Origin of the sequence: Streptococcus parasanguinis (assembly GCF_009717775.1) — a bacterium.
In the GTDB taxonomy this organism is placed as follows: domain Bacteria; phylum Bacillota; class Bacilli; order Lactobacillales; family Streptococcaceae; genus Streptococcus; species Streptococcus parasanguinis_AG.
The window spans coordinates 140,361-162,963 of record NZ_WMZF01000007.1 but is presented as its reverse complement, the minus strand read 5'-3'; the positions used below and the strand labels follow the sequence as shown (position 1 = coordinate 162,963).

Here is a 22,603-nt window from a genome sequence, read left to right as displayed (position 1 = left end):
CCCACCCTCTTTACCTGGTGACATAAAGGAATGGAATATGGGAAAAAGATTAGTTGATCAGAGAAATCGATTTGGCATTCGTAAACTCTCAGTAGGTGTCTGCTCGGTAGTCGTAGCGACTTGTTTTTTAGGAACTACTACCAGTTACGCAGAGGAACAAGCTGAGAGGAGTGAAACTCGCGAAGAACGGGTTGAAACAAGCAATGCAGGAGATCAAGGAAAGGAGGAGAAAACTGTGAACGAGCACCAAGAACAATCAGAACAGCCCTCAGCAGCTACTAGTGAGAAAGAAAATCGCACAGCCAGTCAAGGGACAGAAGCCACTCAACCAGCCACTTCTCTAGATGAGGAGACTGAGATTGCGGATTACGGACCACTTCCAAGCAAGGCTCAGATGCAATACCACCGCGAAGAACTAGCAGCTTTCATCCACTTTGGGATGAATACTTACTACGATCGTGAGTGGGGAGATGGACAAGAAGATCCTTATTATTTCTATCCAGAGCATCTGGATACCGATCAGTGGATCAAAACCCTGAAAGATGCTGGCTTTAAACGGACGATCATGGTCGTCAAGCACCACGATGGCTTCCTCTTGTACCCTTCCAAATACACCGACCATACCATTGCCAAAAGTGGTTGGAAGGAAGGAAAAGGCGATATCCTAGCCGAGGTTTCTGCTTCTGCCAGCAAGTATGATATGGACATGGGGGTCTATCTCTCTCCTTGGGATGCCCACAGCCCGCTCTACCATGTGGATACAGAGGACCAATACAATGAATACTATCTCAACCAGCTTAAGGAAATCCTTGAAGATCCAAAATATGGGAACAAGGGTAAGTTCGTAGAAGTCTGGATGGATGGAGCGCGTGGCGATGGGGCTCAAAAAGTAACCTATACCTTTGACAAGTGGTTTGAAGCCATTCGCAAGGCCCAAGGGGATATTGCTATCTTCTCAGCTGAGCCGACCAATGTTCGTTGGATCGGAAATGAGAAGGGGATCGCTGGAGATCCAGTTTGGCATAAGGTCAATCCGGATAAGATCCGCAACAATCCATCCAACAGCTACCTCAATCACGGGGATCCGGAAGGGAAGCAATACTCAGTGGGAGAAGCCGATGTCTCTATTCGCTCCGGCTGGTTCTACCATGACAATCAAGAGCCTAAGTCCTTGCGCGAATTGATGGACATTTACTTCAAATCGGTCGGCCGTGGAACTCCACTCTTGCTCAATATTCCACCCAATCAAGACGGAAAATTTGCGGATGCCGATGTGGCCCGTTTGAAAGAATTCCGTCAGACCTTGGACCAACTCTACAGTGTGAACTATGCGGCAGGAGCTTTGGTAGAAGCTGACTCGACACGACGCAATCCTCTCTACAAGGCCAGCCATTTGACAGATGGTGATGAAAAGACCAGTTGGGCCCCTGCAGATGATGCCAAGACCGGATCTTTTGTCCTCGATCTTGGAAAAGAACAGCATTTTGATGTGGTAGAGCTCAAAGAAACCATCGAGAAAGGCCAACGGATTTCTGGCTTCACCATTGATGTGGCTGTGAATGGCCAATGGGTTCCTTATGGGGCTGGCTCAACTGTAGGATACCGCCGATTGATCAAAGGGCAACCAGTTGATAGTCGCTATATCCGGGTGTCCATCACCGATGCCCAAGCTACTCCAATCTTGAACGGAGTCTCTGTCTATAAGACGCCAGCCAGCATTGAAGAAACTGATGGCTATCCGCTTGGTTTGACTTATCATTCTGACCGGACTGCTGACCGGGCCAATGGTCAGTGGAATGAAGAGGGAGAAGGCGTTCGAGGTACCTCTATGTGGACCAAGGAAAAGGGAGCTTCGGTGACCTATCAGTTTGAAGGCACTAAGGCCTATGTGGTCGCAACTGTCGACCCTGGTCATGGGGAAATGGATGTCTATGTCGATGGGCAAAAGCTAGCGACCGTCAATACCCAAAGCCCAAGCCGCAAACGCAGCCAAAAGGTCTATGAAACACCGGACTTGGCAGCAGGATCCCACACCTTGACCTTGGTCAATAGCAAGGGAGATGCGATCGCAACGGAAGGGATTTATGCCCTTAACAACCAAGAAAAGGGGCTCTTTGAGTTTGCTCAGCCAACCCTAGCTGTTAAGAAAGGCGACCCAGCGCAAGTCGTCGTCAAGAGAAAAGGTGGCTCTAAAGGAAGTGCCAGTCTCAAATTGATCACAGAACCAGGAACAGGAGTTCATGGCAAGGTCTACAAAGATACCAACGTCACCCTTGAGTTCGCAGATGGAGAGACGGAAAAAACAGTCCAAGTTCCAACCCTTGATTTTGCAGGAAAAGCAACCGATGTCTATGACTTTAAGGTCAAATTGTTGCATCCGGATCAAGGAAGTCTGGTCGGCTTTATTCCAGAACTGACAGTCCAAGTGATGAACGAGGACCTGCTTCCAGAAAATCGCAAAGAAGTAGATGACCAAGATCCAAAACTGCATTACAGTGAGGGTTGGCAGCACGAGACAGACAATCCAAACTTCTCAAATGGCACAGAATCTTGGTCTAGCTTTAACCAAGTGACCGATGAAGAAGGCAAGAAACACATTGAAGTGACCATTACCTTTAAGGGCACCGGCGTGGAGGTCCGAGGAGTGGTTGATCCAAGTCATGGGCTCTACAGCGTCACCCTGGATGGAAAAGAAATGGCCTTCGAAGAAGGTCGGGGCCATGATTATGAGATCGAAGGCGATCATTATTTCAGTGGCTACGGAGATCAACGCAAGCTCGACCAGAGTTTGGTCAATCTACAAGGCCTAGCAAAAGGCTACCACCAGCTACGCCTGCATCTGGATCCAGCCCTCAATGATCCTCAGTCATCTAGAGCCATCCAGGTGGACCGATTTGTCCTCTCAGGGAAAGATAGTCAGCTGCTCAGTCAAGAAGAGCTGCAACAGATCATCAGAGAAGGAGTAGAAAAGATCAAGGCTACTTCTCTCGATCGCTTGAAAGCAGACCTCAAACCGACGGTTCAAGGACAATTGACGGACTTGACTCAGTTGTTGGATCAAGAGCGACCAGATTTGGTTGCTGCAGCTAATCAAGTCGAAGCCCTTGAAACCATCTTAGAAGATGCTCACAATTATGAACCCCTGACGCAGACACGGCCAGAAGAAGGTATTCGGGATTTGATTCTTGAAAAGCCAGAACTTCTCATCGAAGCGGAGGAGATTCCATTTGAGAGTCAAACACGTGAGAACAAGGACTTGGCCAAGGGCGAAAGCCGGATCCTTCAAGCAGGAAAGGTCGGACGCCGGTTGAAATTGATCGAGGTTCGACAAGAAGAAGGCAAAGAAATTCGGACAGAAGTCGATGCCTTTGTCGAAGTGGAGGCCCAGGACCAGATCACAGAAGTCGGAACGAAGGAAGCGGAAAAAAGTCCGTTGATAGCTGATATGCCGACTCCAACCACTCCTGTCACCCCAAGTAAGGAGCAGCTAGAAGTTGCGACTCTTTCTCAAGCAGATGACAAAAAAGAAAAAGAAACTCCAGTGCTCCTACAAGCATCGACTCCGCCAGCAACTCCTAATTTGACGGCAGACCATCCAGTAGAAGAAAAGGTAGAAAGCCCTTCTCTTCAACCGGAAGGAAAACTACCTCAAACCGGTACGAAAGAAGGTGGTTTGTTCGCTTGGTTCGGACTGCTTGGTCTCTAGGTTTCTTGGGTGGAGGTAAGAAATTCGCTCGTCGCAAAGAGTAGTTGATTCTTCTCATAAGAGGTTAGTTCTCACTAGCCTCTTTTATTTTGTCTTCTTAAGAGATTCCTATTTCCATAGAGTCTTTGCTTTATTTACAGCCATAAAAATTGTATAATAGTCAAATAAGGTCAATGATCAAAACAAACACTCCAAGGGCATCTTTATGCGCTAAAGAGTAGAGCATCTATCTAGAAGAAAACAAGTCAGAAAGGAGCATCATGGCAAATAAGAACACATCTGATAGCATTGAAGCTTATATCAAGGCCTTGCTGGCTCAAGCTGGCATGGCAGAGCTCAAAAGAAGTGAGTTGGCAGATGTCTTTCAGGTCGTCCCTAGTCAGATTAACTATGTCATTAAGACCCGCTTTACCGAGAGTCGAGGCTATATTGTAGAAAGTAAACGCGGTGGTGGCGGTTATATCCGCATTGGCAAGGTCCAGTTTTCAGATCACCATCAGATGCTTCAAGACTTGGCAGCCAATATTGGAGAGACCATCAGCCAGCAGGTCTTCCATGATATCCTCCAGATGCTCCATGAAGAAAAATTATTGACAAAACGTGAGACTCAGCTGTTCTTTGCGACAACCTCCGATGAGGTTCTAGGTCGAGATGCTCTCATCATACGAGCAAATATGCTGAAAAAAATCATTCAACAAGTAGATAGAAAAGGAAATACCGACTAGATGAACTATTCAACAGCACTGTTAGAAAGTATAGAAGCGGCCCAAATACTAGCAGGCCACTATCAAGGGAATACCTTAGATACTTGGCATCTTTTGACGGCCATGGCCAATAATCCCTATAGCGTGGCAGGTTCTGTACTCAACGATTATCCTATGCAGATTGACGAATTTCAGGATGCAGCGGAGCATATTACAGGCCAGGCTTTTCAAAGCGACAATCGGTATGAAATCTTCCCATTTTCTTATCGGATGGAAGCGATGATGAAGCACGCAAAGGAGATTGCCCAGGTCCTTCATGCCAAGACCTTGGGAACAGAGCATGTGCTCCTCTCTCTTTTAGCGGACCGTGGGACCTTGGCTAGCCAAGTCATGGAGTTTGCCGGCTTTGCCTTTACAGAGCAAGACAAGGGTGTTCCCGTTGCTTCCCTTCGAAAGAATCTAGAAGACAAGGCAGGCTGGGACAAAAATGATATTAAAGCTATCCGGAGTCTTTATCGGGCCCAAAACCCTAACCGCCAAACTATGGGGAATATGATGGGCATGCCCCCAAGTACAAGTGGAGGTCTTGAAGACTATACCCGTGATTTGACAGAAATGGCGCGTGCAGGTCAGCTCGAGCCGGTGATCGGCCGGGATGCAGAAATTTCACGCATGATCCAAATCCTCAGCCGCAAGACGAAGAATAATCCTGTATTGGTGGGAGAAGCAGGGGTCGGGAAAACCGCTCTTGCATTAGGTCTGGCCCAGCGGGTCGCTAGCGGCAATGTTCCAGCTGAAATCGCTCAAATGCGTGTTCTTGAATTGGATCTCATGAATGTGGTGGCAGGGACGCGCTTCCGTGGGGACTTCGAAGAACGTATGAACAATATCATCCAGGATATCGAAGAAGACGGTCACGTGATTCTCTTTATCGATGAACTGCATACCATTATGGGGTCAGGATCGGGCATTGATTCGACCTTAGACGCAGCCAATATTCTAAAACCAGCCCTGGCACGGGGAACCTTGCGTACAGTTGGGGCCACGACTCAAGATGAGTACCAAAAGCATATCGAAAAAGATGCAGCCCTCTCTCGGCGTTTTGCGAAAGTCACCATTGAAGAGCCAAGTGTTGCAGATAGCATCCAAATTCTCCAAGGCTTGAAAGAAACCTACCAGGACCACCATCATGTGACCATTACTGATGAAGCGATCGAAACAGCTGTCAAATATGCCCATCGCTATTTGACCAGCCGTCAATTGCCAGATTCAGCCATTGATCTCTTGGATGAAGCGGCAGCTACCGTACAAAACCGCGATTCCAACGGTCACGTAAAAGAAGAGTTGACCGCCTTAGACCGGGCCTTGATGGACGGCAAGTGGAAGAAAGCAGCCCAGCTCTTAGAAGTAGAGGCCGCTCCCATTGTCTACAAAAAAGAAGTCACTGACCAAGATGTCTTGGTGACCTTGAGCCAATTATCCGGTATTCCAACTCAAAAACTGACCCAAACCGATGCCAAGAAGTACCTAAACTTAGAAGCAGAATTGCATAAGCGCGTGATTGGTCAAGACCAAGCCGTTTCGAGTATCAGTCGGGCTATTCGACGCAATCAATCAGGTATCCGTAGCAATAAACGTCCGATCGGTTCTTTCATGTTCCTAGGACCTACCGGTGTCGGAAAAACAGAGCTAGCCAAAGCTTTGGCGGAAGTTCTGTTTGATGATGAATCGGCCCTCATCCGTTTTGATATGAGTGAGTACATGGAAAAATTCGCGGCCAGCCGCCTCAACGGAGCCCCTCCAGGCTATGTGGGCTACGAAGAAGGAGGCGAGTTGACCGAGAAAGTCCGCAACAAACCATATTCAGTTCTCTTATTTGATGAGGTGGAAAAAGCCCATCCAGATATTTTCAATGTCCTTTTGCAAGTCTTGGATGACGGAGTCTTAACCGATAGCAAAGGCCGGAAGATCGACTTCTCCAATACCATTATCATCATGACCTCAAACCTGGGAGCTACAGCCCTTCGGGATGATAAGACAGTTGGCTTTGGTGCCAAAGATATCCGCTTTGATCAGGCCAATATGGAAAAACGCATGTTTGAAGAGTTGAAGAAGACCTATCGTCCAGAGTTTATCAACCGGATTGATGAAAAGGTGGTCTTCCATAGTCTCTCCAGTGAGGACATGCAGCAGGTAGTGAAAGTCATGGTCAAACCGCTCATCGCGACCTTGGCCGAACAAGGCATGACCCTCAAATTCCAGCCTTCAGCGCTCAAGTTGCTAGCAACCAAAGGCTACGATCCAGAAATGGGAGCTCGCCCACTCCGTCGTGTCTTGCAGACCGAAGTGGAAGATCAGTTAGCAGAGCTATTGCTGAAAGGTCAAGCCCAAGAAGGGCAAACGATCAAGGTTGGAACGACAGCCGGAACGATCAAGTTCGAGATTGTCTAGGAGGACGTCATGACGCTTCAGCGATTAACCCGTATTTCGCTTTTGGCAGCCCTTTGTGTCGCTCTACGTCAGGCTTTTGCCCCTTTTCCAAATGTCCAACCTATTTCGGCCATCTTTTTTCTCTTGGTGATATTTGAAGGGTATAGCTTTGCTTTTCTTGTGATGATGATCACCATGTTTGTCTCCGCCTTTTTCCTGGGGATGAGCTTGATTGTGTTCTTTCAGATTGTCGCCTTCGGCTGCTTGATGCTCCTTTGGCGTATCTGTTACAAGTGGTTGCCCTTTGTCTTTCAGATCTTTTTTGTGGGGCTACTGTCCTTTGCTTATGGGGTCTTGATCGATAGTGTTTATGCCTTGATTTACCATATTCCTTGGTGGACCTATGCTTTGGTCAATGGTTTTAGTTTTAACCTTGCCCATGCTCTGTCGACGATCGCTTTTTATCCCATTATTTATCATATTTTTAGGAGATTTTATGTTAAAAAAAACCATTTCTAGCTTGATGACCTTACTTGCAGCTCTTCTTTTAGCGAGTTGCGCTCCGTCTCATAGCACAAACAATCAAACAACTACTTCTAGCACAGAAGTTGCCAAGAAAAACGAAATTTCGATTACAATTAGCGTGACGCCAGAAGGTCAAAAAGCGCAATTGAAAACCTTGAAAGTAGCAGAAGAGAGCAACCTTATGAAAGTGCTCAAAGCCAACTACAAGATTGAAGAAAAAAATGGCATGATCACCTCGATTGACGGTCACAGCCAAGATGAAGCAAAAGGTCTTTACTGGATGTACAAGATCAATGGCGAAATGGCTCCAAAAGGTGCTGCTGAAACCACCGTTAAAAAAGGGGACAAGATCGAATTCTATCAAGAAGTGTATAAATAATGAGGAGAGAGTGGGACAGAAATCGGTAATTCGTTAGAATTCGATTTCGTCGTCCCACCTCCGCACAGTTGAGTAGGGCTGTAAAAGCTGATGAAGTCAGCGTAGTAGAGCCCACTCAACCACTGCGTCTTGCTCGACAATCCAAAAATAATTGAGAGGCTAGGACTTTTGTTCCAGCCTCTTTTTTGCTAAAGTTTAGAACTTATCTAAAACTTCTTTCAAATTAGAAAAATATTTGAGAAACTATTGACAGCCTCATATAACAGTGTTACAATAACGTTACAAAATATTACAAATGTTACAAAAAGAGGTTCTGTTATGAAAAACAAAAAAATCATTTCCCTAGCAGCCCTAGCTTTGACAGCTAGTCTTTTCCTAGGAGCTTGTGGCGGGAATAAAGAAGAAAAAACTTCAGAAGCAAGTAGTTCAAAGACCAGTCTGGTTAAACAAACAAGTTCTTCTTCTAAGAAAAAAGTGATCACTAGTAAAGATCCCATTGCCTCTTCATCCTCTGATAGCAAATCAGAAGAAAGTCATACCGTTGGTAGCAAAAATAACCAAGCTGCAGCTAGTCAAACACCTGCTCCAGCTAAAGAAGCGACACCAGCAGCACCCGTAACAAAAGAAGTAGCCACTCCAGCAACACCAGCGAAAGCAAAATTGCCAAGTCTAGAAGACGGCCATGCCCATGCTAAGAAGCAAGCTTCTGCTACAGAGAATGCCCAATACAAGGGAGTCTATTCTGTAGCAGCAGGGGATTTCTCTGCAGCAGCTGGGAATTGGTCTGACAAACGCGACACTGGAGTCACCATTGGCCAAGGCGGTCAAGTGACCATCCAACTTCCTGGGGGCCAACCCGTAGCCTATGGTATCAGCGCTTATAACTATACTTTGGATGATGGTCATTACCATGCTAATCTCTCAGCAGGCGATGGGTCTGCGGCGACTCTAGATATCGTAGTTGGAAAAGATGGCTCTGTATCTAGTGTGACGGTTCTGAAAGACGGTGTCAGCCACTCCCTCACTCGTGAATAAAATTCGAAAGATCTGAAAGGATAAACTTCTCTTTTCAGATCTTTTTTTGTTGGTTTGAAGAAAAATATATTTTTTTATAAAAAATTATTGACAGATAGAAAATATAGTTTATAATAAAAACATAAAGAAAATCTATTTATAAAAAATTATAAAAAGGAGTTTATATGAAAAAAGAAAGAATTGCCCTGGTTTTTGGAACCTTTGCGCCTCTTCATCAAGGGCATATTGACCTGATCCAGCGGGCCAAGCGTCAGTGTGATCGCGTTCGTGTCATCGTATCTGGTTATGAAGGGGATCGTGGCGAAGAAGTCGGGTTGACTTTACAAAAACGCTTCCGTTATATCCGCGAAGCCTTCTCTAATGATGAGTTGACCCAAGTCTATAAGCTAGATGAAACAGAACTTCCTCGTTATCCCTTGGGCTGGGAGCCTTGGTTACAAACAGCCCTTGACACCATCCAGTATCAAACAGAGACAGAAGAGTTGATCTTTTATGTAGGGGAGAAAGCCTACAAGGAAGAGTTGGAAGCTAGAGGGTTTGAAGTTCACTTAGAAGAGCGCCGCTTCGGGATCTCTGCTACCATGATCCGGGAAAATCCAAGCAAATACTGGAAATACATCGCTCAGCCCTTCCGTCGCCAGTTCACGAAAAAAGTCTTGATCATGGGGAGCGCCAGCAACGGGAAAACGACCCTTGCAAAGGACTTAGCCCGCTTTTACGATGCACCTGTTAGTCTAGAGTATGCCCGTGAATACCAGATCAAGAACAATGTTCGAGATGATGAGCTCACGCCAAAAGATTACTATTACCTACTCTTAGGACAGTATGATCAAACCTCTAAGCTCATCGATAGTAGTGCCAATCGAGGCCTTGTCATCGCCGATACCAATTCCCTGGTAACCAAGGGTTATTACGACTACTACATGGAGGTCGAAGGTCAGGATACCAGCATGACCGATACCTTCGACAACCTCTTTGTCAGTATTCTCTCCAAAGAAAAATGGGATTTGATCCTCTTTGTCCAGCCGATCGGCTCTTATGTCAATGATGGTTTCCGAGACATGACCATGGCTGACGAAGAGATCCGCACCAGCTTTTCAAATTACCTGGACCAATTGCGCCAGCAATACCTAGGAAACATTCCGACCACTTTCCTCGCATCAGACTACCTCGGCAACTACGAAGAAGCCAAGAAGGTGATCGATGCCATTTACCAAGCCGACTAAGGAGCAGCTTATGAAAAACCTATCTGAAAAATTCACAACCTTTATCCAAGACTTTAAAAATGTTCACCAAGAAGCGAAAAAACAAGGCTTTGTCAATATTATGAAACTCCTGTGGAAGGACCTTTTTGTAGGACGCACAGCCTTTCAATGGATCTATCTCCTGCTTCTTTCCAGCGTTCCCTTCTTCTTAGAATGGACCAAAGCCCTCAAGAAGGAGGTGGCTTAGATGGCAAGTCTCTCAATTCCAGCAGGAATGACGGAGAAAGAGTATTTTGAGACGGTCGCTAGTGAAGCAGACTTTCTCAAGTGGTACAAGGAGCAAGACCTGTCAACTTATGAAACTCCAAGTGTCACAGCGGACATGGTGGCCTACTGTTTTGTTGATGGACAGCTCAAGCTCTTAGCCATTCGCCGCAAGGCCCACCCTTATCAACACCGCCTCGCCTTGGTGGGGGGCTTTGTGAACAAGGATGAAGATGCGACTCATGCCTGTATCCGAGAAGTCAAAGAAGAAGTTGGGCTCGATCTGCCAGTGAATAAGGTGGAGCAGCTCATGACAGTTTCCACCCCTGGGCGGGACCCCAGAGGCTGGGTCATTACCATCGCCCATCTGGTCTATCTGCCGGCAGAAGCAGTAGACTTAGCCCATGCAGGTGACGATGCCAAGGAAGTTGTTTTTCTCGATGTCGACTTCAAAAAGTCCCAGTGCTTGCTAGAGGGAAAGGTTTTAACTGCTTCTGATTTTGCTTTTGACCACTACCAGATTATTCAAGAATCGATCAAGCGGATTCAGGGACGTCTCGACTGGAATCCAACCTTCCTCTATCTGTTAGAGGAGCCTTTCACCGTTTATGAAGCAACCGAATTGGTCAATTTGATCAATCCAGGACGTCCCATCGTTAGCAATAACTTCCTCGTAAAATTCGGAGAATTCGTGGAAGAAGTGGGTCTCAAGCGGGTACCTAAGAAAAAACCACGCAAGACCTATCGCTTAAAACAGTAGATCGAGCGGGGTTCATTCTACCAGCCCTTAGTTACTAGTAGTAGCCAAGGGCTTTTTCTGATTTTTCCTGCTCCACTTGTGTGCAAAGTGGTATAATAAACATAATTGAGATCAAAAGAGACAAGACTATGGAAGAAAAAATAATTTTACCACAAAATACACGACTGATGGGGGCTCTGCTTGGTTTTATAGGAGGAGGCCTCGATGTCTTTTGCCACATGCACTATCGGAGTTTGGTCGCGACCCAAACGGGGAACCTACTGCTTCTCATCGCTGATTGGCACGATCCCCGTGTCGAAAATACCATCATGCGTTTTTCATCTATTTTATTTTTCTCGATCGGCTTTGTGGTTGCCCTCCATATCAGAGAGTATCGCAAGACAGCCTTTTGGCGGATCAAGATGTTGATTCCTTTGTTTGTGGTGACACTCCTGATTCCCTTGGTGTCTGTCATACCACCTGTAGAAGTTCCCTTTATTGCTTTTGGGACAGGGATGATGATGTTGACCTTTACAGGAAGCTTGATTGAAACCCATCCTTACGTGATCTTTATGACTTCCGGAAATTACCGCAAGATGCTGACGGCCTTGTACCGAATCACTCGAGGAAAGGGAGATTTGGACGAGTATCGCAGACAAGCGATGAATTACGGGATTGTCGTTGGAAGCTTTATTGCGGGAGCTATTAGCGTAGCCATCCTCATGCATTTCATTCACCAATGGGCCATCTGGCTGATCACAGCCAACCTCTTTTTGATCATGACCTACTACACCGCCAGAGTCAAACAACTCGGCCTGCAAACAGACAATCTATAGAAACAGGACCCCGTGTGAGGTCCTGTTTTAGATTAATGACAAAGCCATCTTAGAAACTTTCCTTAGGTGAGTACGGACGTCAGCGAACTTCGAAGAAGTTCCATGACTTAGTTTTGAGCCTAAGGTCTCAAAACTCCCGAGTGCCTGAAACAATCGTGTTTCAGGCACTTTTCTCACAGCGGAAAGTTTCGGTATTTTTTTGATTCGCTCAAAAAATTAAAACATATTTATATTTCTTTGCAGAATTGCTTAACTTATTTTATTTAAAAATAGTACAGAGAGTGGGACAGAAATCGGTAATTCGTTAGAATTCGATTTCGTCGTCCCACCTCCGCACAGTTGAGTAGGGCTGTAAAAGCTGATGAAATCAGCGTAGTAGAGCCCACTCAACCACTGCGTCTTGCTCGACAATCCAAAAATAATTGAGAGGCTAGGACTTTTGTCCCAGCCTCTTTTTGTATTTCTATACTTTTAATTGTAAGAGTTCTTCAATCTCAGCCAGAGTGCTAGCTTGGGAGATGGCGCCGCGTAGTTTAGCTGCACCTGAGGTACCACGGAGGTAGTGAGGGGCGAGACCACGGAATTCACGAACGGCAATGTGCTCACCTTTGAGATCGATCAAGCGTTTCAAGTGTTCGTAAGCAATCTTCATTTTGTCTTCAAAAGTCAAATCAGGCAGGATTTCTCCTGTTTCAAAGTAGTGATTGATTTGGTTGAAGAGATAAGGATTGCCCATAGCAGCGCGACCAATCATGACCGCATCAGCACCGACTTCTTCGATCCGTTGTTTGGCGTCTTGAACCGTACGGATATCTCCGTTTGCGATAAATGGAATCTTAGTTAGGGCCTGTGCAACCTTGTGAAGGGTCTCAAGATCCGCATGCCCCGTATACATTTGCTCCCGAGTCCGTCCATGCATGGCAAGGGCAGAGACACCCGCAGCTTCGGCAGCGAGCGCATTTTCAACTGCTAGAGAAGGGTCTGACCAACCTGTCCGCATTTTGACAGTCAGAGGGATATCAAGGACGGATTGAACCTTATTGATGATGGAGTAGATCTTGTCTGGGTCCTTGAGCCACATCGCACCAGCCTCGTTCTTGACGATTTTATTCACCGGGCAACCCATGTTGATATCGACGATATCGGTCTTGGTATTTTCTTGGATAAATTCAGCTGCGCGTGCCAGGCTATCTTCGTCACTTCCAAAGAGTTGGATCGATACAGGGTTTTCTCCTTCATCGATATGGAGCATGTGAAGCGTCTTTTCATTGTTGTACTGGATTCCCTTGTCAGAGACCATTTCCATCACAACGAGCCCTGCCCCCAGTTCTTTGGCAATGGTCCGGAAAGCTGAGTTGGTCACTCCGGCCATTGGGGCTAGGACGGTACGGTTAGGGATTTCGACATCCCCGATCATAAATGGCGTATTAAGATTTGTCACGAATGAGTTCCTCCAAGTCATTTTCGTCAAAGTGGTAGTGTGTTTGGCAGAATTGGCAGGTAATCTCTGCACCGTGATCTTCATCTTTCATCTCTTCTAGATCACTAGCTGGCAGACTTGCTAAAGCGTTCAAAAAGCGCTCACGGCTGCAGTCGCACTGGAAGCGAAGTTCTTCTTCAGAGAGGCGTTTGAAAGGTTCATCCCCATAGATAGCAGAAAGAAGAGCTTCAATATGATCTTCAGATTCCAAAAGTGTTGAAATAGCAGGCATTTCTTGGATGCGTTTTTCAAAGCGCGCGATTTCTTCTTCCTTGGCATTTGGCAAGACCTGAAGCAAGAAACCACCAGCCACCTTGACCTTGTCTTCGTCATCCAACAGAACATTGAGTCCAACTGCAGAAGGTGTTTGTTGGCTTTCCGTCAGATAAAAGGCCAGGTCTTCTCCGATTTCACCTGTGACAAGAGGGGTCATGGAGTTATAAGGATTGCCCGTACCATAGTCAGTGATGACCAGGAATTCTCCGTTTCCGACAAATGGTCCCACCAGGACTTCACCAGTTGCTGTCTTCTTGATATCCACTCCAGGATTTTGTACGTAGCCTTTAACATTTCCCTTGGTGTCTGCCACGGTGATGATGGCTCCGAGTGAGCTAGTCCCAAGGACTTTGACCGTAATTTTAGTATCTCCTTTCTCGTTTGCTGCCAAGATTTGACTGGCAATGAGGGTACGGCCAAGTGCGACCGTGGAGCTAGCTTGTGTATGATGTTTTTCTTGGGCTGTTCGTACGGTTTCTGTACTGTCTAGTACATAGGCACGAAAAGCGCCGCTTTCTGAGATAGTTTTAATAATTTTGTCCATATCTACTATTTTAGCACAAAATAGAAAAACAGGCGCAGGCCTGCGCTTGTTTTTTGGGGTTAGGAAGAATTTTAAGACCAAAAATAGTATAATAAAACAAAGGAGGCTAGCATGAACCAATCTTTGAAAGCGGCAGTCTATGGTTTGGCGGTAGCTGATGCATTAGGGGTTCCGTATGAATTTTTAACCCGAGGCAGTTTTAAAGCGATTGAGATGGTGGGCTATGGAAGCCAACAGTAACTGGCTGGAACTTGTTCAGATGATACTAGCCTTGTATTCGCGGCCTATGATTCTTTTTGGGAAAAAGGGAAGATTTCCTCTGCTATATGCAGGAGAGGTTTGAAATTTGCTTGTTAGAGGATGATTTTACAGCAAATGACTTGCTATTTTAAACTTGTAGGAGGACCATGCTTAATCTTTTTAGGTTATCATCTAAAACTCTACCTCGGTTACAAAACAAAAACGCAGAGACATCTTCTGCGTTTTCTTACTTTATAGGTCCATTTCTGGGAAAAGTTTAGCTAGTATTTTCGGAGTAATGCTTTGTCCCGGCCCCTCAGCACAATAGGTGTGCATATACATAGAAGGATTGAAGTTGAGCTCGATGCAGGTACAGTTGGGATTTTCCTTTGTGGAAATAGCAGAGCTGTCAGGGATGATGAGATCAACGCCACAGGCCCAGGCTCCCATAGCCTTTGCCATGTCCGCAGCGAGTTCCTTATAAGATGGGTGCATGCTGTCTGTGACATCAATCGAGTCTCCGCCAGTAGAAATGTTGGAATTGCGCCGCAAGTCAACCTTGACTCCAGCAGGCAGGATATCATCTGGTCCATAGCCTTGCTGGTCCAGCATGAGCAGTTCAATGTCCCCCAGTTCAATGATTTCAAGCGGTGAACGATGATCTCGGCCCCGCAGAGGATTGTCATTTTTGATGGCAATCAATTCTCTCACGGTATGCTGACCGTCTCCGACGACATTGGCCGCCACTCGCAAGAGGACTGCTTGGCATTGTCCGTCTAAGACAAAGAAGCGGTACTCCGTTCCAGCGATAAATTCCTCCACTAAGACGGCGACATCTTCTGAAAAAGCAATCTCCAGAGCCTTGTGATAAGCTTCCAGGCTAGCTGGCTCTTGGAAGATAGAGATGCCCAGTCCGAAGTTAGTTGACTTGGGTTTGACAACAATTTCTCGGTTCTTAATCAAAGGGTAGTAGGCCAGTCCCTCTTCTAGAGAAGAAAATTCTGCTCCAGCCGGAACGGGAAAGTCAGCTGCTGCCAAAATCTTTTTGGTGACTGTTTTATTGGCCATGGCCAAAGGGATGACATAGTTATCCTTGGAGGTCATATTGCCGTTCTTGACATATTCTACATGACTACCATGCCAAAGCTTGAGAAATTGGTCCTTTTCATCTAAAATTTCGACATTTAGCCCCTTTTGAATAGCATCAAAGAGTAGCATCTGGGTGGACAGTTCCATATTTTCGTAGCCTTTGAGGGCATAAGGAGCAGTCCAGGCATAGCGGTGGTATTCTTCTGCTTTTTCTAGACCAAAAGCTGTTAAGGAATCTTGCTGGATATGGGGCAGGAGCTGTCCTGACAGTGTCAGCTGAGGATGTAAGAGAGCCTCTCTCATCTGGTCCAGCAAAGTTTGATAGTAAGTTGGCAGTTCAAAATGCTGGATGAGCTCTTCCATGGCTTGGAGAAGGGCTGAGCTGTCTGCCTCATCTGGCAGGGCAGTCAGCGGGTGGCTACAAGCAATTTTCTGGTTCAAATCATGGGCAGCTTTTAATACTGCATCAACATTTTCTACATCATCTAGCCAGAGCAGGCCCAGTAAAAAGAGATGGACAGTATCTAAGGTCTCTTGGCTAATGCCCAAATGGTCAAAAGGATTGAGATCGAAGCAGCGGAATTCCAGATAGGTGATACCCTGCTCCAGATAGGCGCGATTGTGCTTCTGTCCACGGAAGCGAACGGCTGAGTAAAATTCTTTTTCAGCACTGAGCTCGCCAGACTGAACGTAGTTTTCAATATCGGTTACATATTGCTCCAAAGAAGTGTAGGACACCTGAATATTCTCGTCATTGACATAGCCATAGTCGCTGTTGCGAAAAGAGCGGATAGGCTGCGGGTATTCCTGACTGTAGAAGCCGGCTTCTGCCAGAGGAGCAGCACCGTAGAGATAGGTTAAGAGCCATCGGAAACGCAGAAAGTTTCGAGCCAGTTTGAGATAGAGGTCATTTTTAAAGTCCTTGAGTAAATGATAGGAGCTGACTTGAAAGAGAGCAGCGACCAGATCTTTCCCTAGCTCCATGTTGTAGTGGATGCCAGAGATGGCCTGTAGTTTTTTGCCATATTTTTTCGCTAAACCCTCTCGGTAGTGGCGTTCGTATTCGTTTTCCAGACGGGCGATGATAATATCTTCTTCAGTCAGCTGCGGTGGCATGGACAGAGGCCACAGGCATTCACTCTGGTCAATTGAGCGGCCTGCCACATCGCTGATAGCTCCCAGTAAGCGCCGCGCTTCCTTAGTAGAGTGAGCAATAGGTGTAATTAGTTCCAGTTGTTGTTCGCTGAAGTCTGTTTGGATGGTCGGGTGGAAATTGCGGGAACCAAGCTGACTCGGATGAGCAGTTTGAGCTAAGTGTCCATCAGTTGTCACTCGCAGATTTTCCCTCTCCAGACCAAAGGTCGCTTGGAGAATAGGGCTTGATGTATCCAGTTTCTGCAGTAATTGATTAATCGTCATCGTTTCACCGTCCTATGGTAGTTATTTTAGTCTATTACAAACGGAAAAAGAAAGCAAATTTTCGCTACGATTTTACAAAAATTCCGAACTTTTATTTTAAATTAAGTACTAAAATTCAGAAAATACATATTTTGTAAAAATGTAATTCGTCTACATAAGAGAAAAAACAAATGAAATGATGAACCCTCCTTGAAAAATTGTCAAATTTTTCATATAATGAGGTATAAAACATAATCGCAGGTGAGATTCCTGCCTGCTTTTCAAGAAAGGACGAGCTATATAGCTCAGACAAAGATATGACATCAGTAGTTGTTGTAGGAACCCAGTGGGGAGATGAAGGAAAAGGGAAGATTACAGACTTCCTATCAGCCAATGCAGAAGTCATTGCTCGCTACCAAGGTGGGGACAATGCCGGTCACACCATCGTGATTGATGGCAAAAAGTTCAAGTTGCACTTGATTCCTTCTGGTATCTTCTTCCCTGAAAAGATCTCTGTGATTGGAAATGGGGTGGTTGTCAACCCGAAATCATTGGTCAAAGAGTTGGCTTATCTCCATGAAGAAGGGGTATCAACAGACAGTTTGCGTATTTCAGACCGCGCCCATGTCATCCTTCCTTACCACATCGAATTGGACCGTCTCCAAGAAGAGTCAAAAGGGGACAACAAAATCGGAACGACGATTAAAGGGATTGGACCAGCTTACATGGACAAGGCTGCGCGTGTGGGAATCCGGATCGCGGATCTTTTGGACCGCGACGTTTTTGCAGAACGCCTGCGCATCAACTTGGAAGAAAAGAACCGTCAATTTACCAAACTCTATGAAGCAGAGGCTCTTTCCTTTGACGATATCTTCGAAGAATACTATGAATATGGTCAACAAATCAAACAATATGTAACCGATACTTCTGTTATCTTGAACGATGCTTTGGACAACGGCAAGCGCGTGCTCTTTGAAGGAGCCCAAGGGGTTATGTTGGATATCGACCAAGGAACTTATCCATTTGTAACCTCTTCAAACCCTGTTGCAGGTGGGGTGACCATCGGATCAGGTGTCGGTCCAAGCAAGATCGACAAGGTTGTCGGTGTATGTAAAGCCTATACCAGCCGTGTCGGAGATGGCCCATTCCCTACGGAACTCTTCGATGAAGTGGGTGATCGGATCCGTGAAGTCGGCCATGAGTATGGGACAACAACCGGTCGTCCTCGTCGTGTTGGTTGGTTTGACTCAGTTGTCATGCGCCATAGCCGTCGCGTGTCAGGAATTACCAACCTTAGCTTGAACTCGATCGACGTTCTGTCCGGCTTGGATACAGTGAAAATCTGTGTAGCCTACGACTTGGATGGGGAACGCATCGACCACTACCCAGCAAGCTTGGAGCAACTCAAACGTTGCAAACCAATCTATGAAGAATTACCAGGCTGGTCAGAAGACATCACAGGTGTCCGCCACTTGGATGAGCTTCCAGAAAATGCCCGCAACTATGTCCGCCGTGTCGGTGAATTAGTTGGTGTGCGCATTTCAACCTTCTCAGTCGGACCAGATCGTGACCAAACCAATATCCTTGAAAGTGTGTGGTCTAGTTTATAAGCAAATGAAGATAAGAGAGTGGGACAGAAATCGGTCATTCGTTAGAATTCGATTTCATCGTCCCACCTCCGCACAGTTGAGTAGGGCTGTAAAAGCTGATGAAATCAGCGTAGTAGAGCCCACTCAACCACTGCGTCTTGCTCGACAATCCAAAGACAATTGAGAGGCTAGGACTTTTGTCCCAGCCTCTTTTTGAAAGCAGAAAGAGGAAAAAATGTATCAAACGATTTTATTTGACCTAGACGGCACCTTGACCAATTCAGAACTAGGGATTACCAACTCGGTGGCCTATGCCTTAGGAAAATATGGGATTCAAGTGCCAGACAAGAAAGCATTGAGAGTTTTCATCGGTCCGCCCTTGCAGGAGTCTTTTGAGCGCTTTTATGGATTTTCTAAGGAAGAATGTTTAAAGGCCATTGACTACTATCATGAGTATTTTTCCGAAAAAGGCCTTTATGAAAATGAGGTCTATCTAGGCGTTCCTGACTTGCTGGCTTCTCTCAAGCAGGCTGGCAAACAGTTGATTGTAGCTACGTCAAAGCCTGAAGAATTTTCCATTCAAATTCTCAAACACTTTGGTTTGTATGATTATTTTGACTTTGTCGCTGGTGCGACCATGGATAGAAAACGTAGTAAAAAAAGCGATGTTATCCAGTATGCCTTGGAGCAAAATGGGATTACAGATTTGGCGCATACCATCATGATTGGAGACAGGGAGCACGATGTGCTTGGCGCTCAAGCGCAAAAGCTTGATTCTATCGGTGTCCTTTATGGCTTTGGAAGCAGGGAAGAATTGGAAGAAGCCGGCGCCACCTATATTGCTCAAGAAGTTGGCGAAATTGCAGCTTTTATAGGATAACCTTTTCCAAAATATTAAAAGTTGGAACTTTTCTAATCTGCTGAATATTGCTTTATTTAATATTTCTATCGGTGTATACTTACTGTAGGTTAAGTCACACAGATTAAGAGGTGATAATATGAATTTGTCACGATATATATTAAAATATAGTACTGATGATGGTACGTTGTATTTTAATACTAAAACCAATCATTCATTTTTTCTTACGAATGAATTGAATAGAGTAGTCGACAGCAATGATGTGATTAGGAAAGAGTTTCATGCTTATCTTGATAAAAATAAATATTTAAGTGAGGGTGAGTATGAGGTCGAAAAGTATCTATCTAAAATAAGCGATACAGATGCTGAATTATTGGAACTAACAATTTTGACACATGGAGATTGTAATTTTCGGTGTAGGTTAAAGTGAATAACAAATTCGATGACAAAATGAATGCTAAACCTAGAGTATTTAACTATAATTGTGATTGTAAATAATCACGATTTTAAATAAATTAGAGAAGAGGGTTGTGCTAGCCCTCTATTTTGATGGATGATAATTATGAGAAATATTTATAAGTACATTGATAAGAAGTATCTTTTTCCTATTTTTTTAGGGCGTATTGTGAATAGTGGTTTGGTGTTGGCGCAACCTCTGATTTTAACGAAGGCCTTGAAGTTAGATCAAGACGGCCTTTCTTATGGAAAAATTCTCAATTTTGTTTTATTTGGTTTGTCTGTCTATCTTGTTATTTATAGTCTGATGCTGTTTTCAAACTATTCGCACAATATATTCCGAAGAGAAATCAACAAAAGTGTCCGTGCCCTTTTATTTAAGAAAGTCATATTGAATCCTAAATTTTCCAATGATGAAAAAGTTAGTCTGCTAACTCAAGATATGGAATATGTGGGCGATAATTATTTGGAAAATATAAATGTTATGGTGAGTTGGGGATTTGTCGCCCTTGTTACAGCCATTTATATTGTTTCACAAAATTTTCTCTTAGGACTTATTTTTGTCATTTTTACGATTATGAGACCTATTCCTCAGTTCATCATGAATCGTCGTTTACAAGATTCGGGAGACAGCTGGTCCAAGCTTAGAACGAAATTACATGGGCTTGTCTCGGATAGTATGCAAGGCAGCCAAACCTTACGGATTAATCAGGCCATGAGGCTGAATGAAGAGCGCGTGAATGATTTAAACGGAGAATATCAAAAAGCCATCCAAAGATTTTGTTTCACACATAATATTATTTTTTTCTTTAATGGATTTATGGTCTTTTTTAGTCAGGTTGTTCCTCTTGCTTTAGGCTTTTATTTGAGTTTACAGGGAAATTCTATTTCTATTACAAGCCTCATCTCTATGTATGTTGCTGCGGGGATGCTGGTAGAACCGATCCAAACTCTGATGTACAGTGCAGCCAATCTCCAAGGTGCCTTGCCGACTGCGAACCGCCTGTTTAAGATTATCGAGGAAGAACCTGATTTCGAAGAGACAAAGGATCAATTTGTTGAAAATCTCGAATCGTTGCGCTTAAATCATATTTCAAAAAGTTTTGCTGAACGTCAGCTTTTTTCTGATTTGACGGCGACGATTTCAGTAGGTCAGAAGGTCTTAATCAAAGGACCGAGCGGGTCTGGAAAGACGACTCTTTTTCGCTTGATTTTAGGAGAAGAAGTATGTGATGAGGGTGACATTTTCGTTCAGTATGATGGAAATCAAATAACGAGTCATTTCCAAGGGAATATCGGTTTAATTAGCCAGCATCCCTTCCTGTTTAACGATACTATCCGCTATAATCTAACTTTTGGTCAGCCTTTTCAGGACCATGAATTATTGGAGGTATTGGACCGAGTTGGCTTAATAGATGAATTTCAGGATATTTTGAATGTAGAAATTCATAATAATGGTGAAAACATTTCAGGAGGTCAGCGTGTCAGATTAGAGTTGGCTCGTTTTCTCTTACGCGAGAAGGATATTTTATTAGCGGACGAAGTGACATCAGCTTTGGACGAAAAAAATAGTCGTCTGGTTAGAGACCTAATCTTTTCTTTGCCGATCACGGTACTAGAAATAGCCCATCATATTGATGAAGAAGAGCGCTATGACCAAATCCTTGAGTTACGTAAAGGATGAGCGATGCCACAATAGTTGGTTCTGCGACAAAGCGGATAGTAGTAAGCCAGCAATTTGTCAGATATTTTTGAGATTCTAAGTGGTGATATTTCCAAAATCATCAATACTCAGAGAACTTAAGCTTTATTTAAGATAGGCCAGCTATACTAGAAGCATAAACAAAGACCTCCTAACTTTGTTTAAACCTCCTAAACTTTTTCATAATAATCTCCCATAAGAGTCGCCCAATCGGCGGCTTTTTTTGTGAGTCGTAAGCTGCCTATGGTATAATGAACAAAGAAACTAAAAGGAAGAAGGAAGAGATGGACTACACGATAGAGGAAAAAGCGATGTTTATGAGGGAAGCCCTGAAGGAGGCGGAGATTGCCCTCGCCAATGATGAAATACCGATTGGCTGTGTCTTGGTCAAGGATGGTCAGATTATCGGGCGTGGACATAATGCGCGTGAGGAGCTGCAGCGGGCGGTCATGCATGCGGAAATCATGGCGATCGAGGAGGCCAATCAGCGTGAAAATAGCTGGCGCCTGCTGGATACGACGCTTTTTGTCACGATTGAGCCCTGTGTCATGTGTAGTGGTGCCATTGGTCTAGCTCGGATTCCCCAGGTGATTTACGGGGCGACCAATCAGAAGTTCGGTGGAGCAGGTAGTCTCTACGACATTTTGGCAGATGAACGCCTCAATCACCGAGTCGAAGTAGAAACAGGAATCTTGGCAGCAGAATGTGCAGCCATCATGCAGACCTTCTTCCGACAAGGTCGGGAACGAAAAAAACAAGCCAAGCTCGCAGCCAAGGCCGAAACACAAGAATAAAAACCGGACCTTTGCAAATCGAACAAATTATGATATAATACCTATCGGAGCAACAGTTCTGCGTGAAGCGGGTCAGGGGAGGAATCCAGCAGCCCTAAGCGAAGTGAACTGTGTGCTCTTTTTTCTATAGCTCTTAGTGAGGTAAGCCTGTAAGGCGCAACCGAGCTTAGAGATATTGATCCTGAGGAGCAAAGCGACGTGAGGGCTATAGCGTAAATAAATTAAGCCTGTAAGGCGCAACCGAGCTTAGAGATATTGATCCTGAGGAGCAAAGCGACGTGAGGGCTATAGCGTAAATCAGTCAAGCCTGTAAGGCGCAACCGAGCTTAGAGATATTGACCCTGAGGAGCGAA

The 22,603-nt window shown here is 45.0% G+C and carries 17 protein-coding genes, 1 other RNA gene and 1 pseudogene; 16 read left to right on the top strand and 3 right to left on the bottom strand.

Annotation, left to right across the window (positions count from 1 at the left end; all coding sequences use genetic code 11):
- Window positions 1-37 precede the first annotated feature (37 nt).
- From GMC92_RS08630 to GMC92_RS08580, 10 genes and pseudogenes are all read left to right on the top strand, one after another.
- Window positions 38-3,706 (top strand): alpha-L-fucosidase, encoded by a 3,669-nt coding sequence (locus GMC92_RS08630; protein ID WP_241672899.1) that lies wholly within the window; start codon window positions 38-40, stop codon window positions 3,704-3,706.
- Window positions 3,707-3,966: 260 nt separating this feature from the next.
- Window positions 3,967-4,431: a CtsR family transcriptional regulator gene (locus tag GMC92_RS08625; protein WP_155200171.1), complete on the top strand. Its 465-nt coding sequence runs from the start codon at window positions 3,967-3,969 to the stop codon at window positions 4,429-4,431.
- A complete protein-coding gene (locus GMC92_RS08620) occupies window positions 4,432-6,861 on the top strand; it encodes an ATP-dependent Clp protease ATP-binding subunit (RefSeq protein ID WP_155200170.1) in 2,430 nt (809 codons plus the stop codon). It abuts the gene before it with no gap.
- A 9-nt stretch (window positions 6,862-6,870) separates the two neighbouring features.
- Window positions 6,871-7,359 (top strand): hypothetical protein, encoded by a 489-nt coding sequence (locus tag GMC92_RS08615; RefSeq protein ID WP_049485778.1) that lies wholly within the window; start codon window positions 6,871-6,873, stop codon window positions 7,357-7,359.
- Window positions 7,337-7,744 (top strand): DUF4430 domain-containing protein, encoded by a 408-nt coding sequence (locus GMC92_RS08610; protein WP_049485779.1) that lies wholly within the window; start codon window positions 7,337-7,339, stop codon window positions 7,742-7,744. Before GMC92_RS08615 ends, GMC92_RS08610 begins: the two co-directional genes overlap by 23 nt.
- A 318-nt stretch (window positions 7,745-8,062) precedes the next feature.
- The gene (locus GMC92_RS08600; RefSeq protein WP_125826657.1) at window positions 8,063-8,779 is read left to right on the top strand and encodes a hypothetical protein; all 717 of its coding nucleotides are present in this window, start codon (window positions 8,063-8,065) and stop codon (window positions 8,777-8,779) included.
- 164 nt (window positions 8,780-8,943) lie between these two features.
- A complete protein-coding gene (locus tag GMC92_RS08595) occupies window positions 8,944-10,005 on the top strand; it encodes an AAA family ATPase (RefSeq protein WP_023919820.1) in 1,062 nt (353 codons plus the stop codon).
- 10 nt (window positions 10,006-10,015) lie between these two features.
- A pseudogene (locus GMC92_RS08590) lies at window positions 10,016-10,207 on the top strand (hypothetical protein); the annotation flags it as partial.
- A gap of 24 nt (window positions 10,208-10,231) precedes the next feature.
- Window positions 10,232-11,008 carry an NUDIX domain-containing protein gene (locus GMC92_RS08585; RefSeq protein ID WP_155200169.1) on the top strand — a complete coding sequence of 259 codons (777 nt, stop codon included), beginning with the start codon at window positions 10,232-10,234 and terminating at the stop codon, window positions 11,006-11,008.
- A 128-nt stretch (window positions 11,009-11,136) separates the two neighbouring features.
- Complete coding sequence (locus GMC92_RS08580; protein ID WP_155200168.1) at window positions 11,137-11,823, top strand: YoaK family protein; 687 nt, start codon at window positions 11,137-11,139, stop codon at window positions 11,821-11,823.
- A 463-nt stretch (window positions 11,824-12,286) separates the two neighbouring features.
- On the opposite strand, the gene dusB is transcribed toward GMC92_RS08580, so the two are convergent.
- Entirely contained in the window at window positions 12,287-13,264 is a 978-nt protein-coding gene (gene dusB / locus GMC92_RS08575; protein ID WP_049474202.1) for a tRNA dihydrouridine synthase DusB, read from the bottom strand.
- A complete protein-coding gene (gene hslO, locus GMC92_RS08570; protein WP_049483457.1) occupies window positions 13,251-14,123 on the bottom strand; it encodes an Hsp33 family molecular chaperone HslO in 873 nt (290 codons plus the stop codon). The genes dusB and hslO overlap by 14 nt, the downstream gene beginning before the upstream one ends.
- A gap of 111 nt (window positions 14,124-14,234) precedes the next feature.
- Here hslO and GMC92_RS10945 point away from each other — a divergent pair, with 111 nt between their 5' ends.
- The gene (locus tag GMC92_RS10945; RefSeq protein WP_003002006.1) at window positions 14,235-14,363 is read left to right on the top strand and encodes a hypothetical protein; all 129 of its coding nucleotides are present in this window, start codon (window positions 14,235-14,237) and stop codon (window positions 14,361-14,363) included.
- Between the two features lie 252 nt (window positions 14,364-14,615).
- Here the strand turns inward: GMC92_RS10945 and gshAB are convergent, their stop codons facing one another.
- The gene (gshAB, locus tag GMC92_RS08560) at window positions 14,616-16,871 is read right to left on the bottom strand and encodes a bifunctional glutamate--cysteine ligase GshA/glutathione synthetase GshB (protein ID WP_023024633.1); all 2,256 of its coding nucleotides are present in this window, start codon (window positions 16,869-16,871) and stop codon (window positions 14,616-14,618) included.
- A 296-nt stretch (window positions 16,872-17,167) separates the two neighbouring features.
- On the opposite strand from gshAB, the gene GMC92_RS08555 reads away from it, so the two are divergent.
- The 5 genes from GMC92_RS08555 to ffs all read left to right on the top strand — a co-directional run bounded on the left by GMC92_RS08555 (window position 17,168) and on the right by ffs (window position 22,374).
- A complete protein-coding gene (locus GMC92_RS08555; RefSeq protein WP_049483459.1) occupies window positions 17,168-18,460 on the top strand; it encodes an adenylosuccinate synthase in 1,293 nt (430 codons plus the stop codon).
- A 214-nt stretch (window positions 18,461-18,674) separates the two neighbouring features.
- A complete protein-coding gene (locus tag GMC92_RS08550) occupies window positions 18,675-19,319 on the top strand; it encodes an HAD family hydrolase (RefSeq protein ID WP_003002091.1) in 645 nt (214 codons plus the stop codon).
- A 541-nt stretch (window positions 19,320-19,860) separates the two neighbouring features.
- Complete coding sequence (locus GMC92_RS08540) at window positions 19,861-21,438, top strand: ATP-binding cassette domain-containing protein (RefSeq protein ID WP_003016812.1); 1,578 nt, start codon at window positions 19,861-19,863, stop codon at window positions 21,436-21,438.
- Window positions 21,439-21,740: 302 nt separating this feature from the next.
- Window positions 21,741-22,250, top strand: coding sequence for a tRNA adenosine(34) deaminase TadA (gene tadA / locus GMC92_RS08535; RefSeq protein ID WP_173019416.1), 510 nt, complete (start codon window positions 21,741-21,743; stop codon window positions 22,248-22,250).
- Between the two features lie 43 nt (window positions 22,251-22,293).
- Window positions 22,294-22,374, top strand: an RNA gene (ffs, locus tag GMC92_RS08530) — signal recognition particle sRNA small type.
- The last annotated feature ends 229 nt before the right edge of the window (window positions 22,375-22,603 follow it).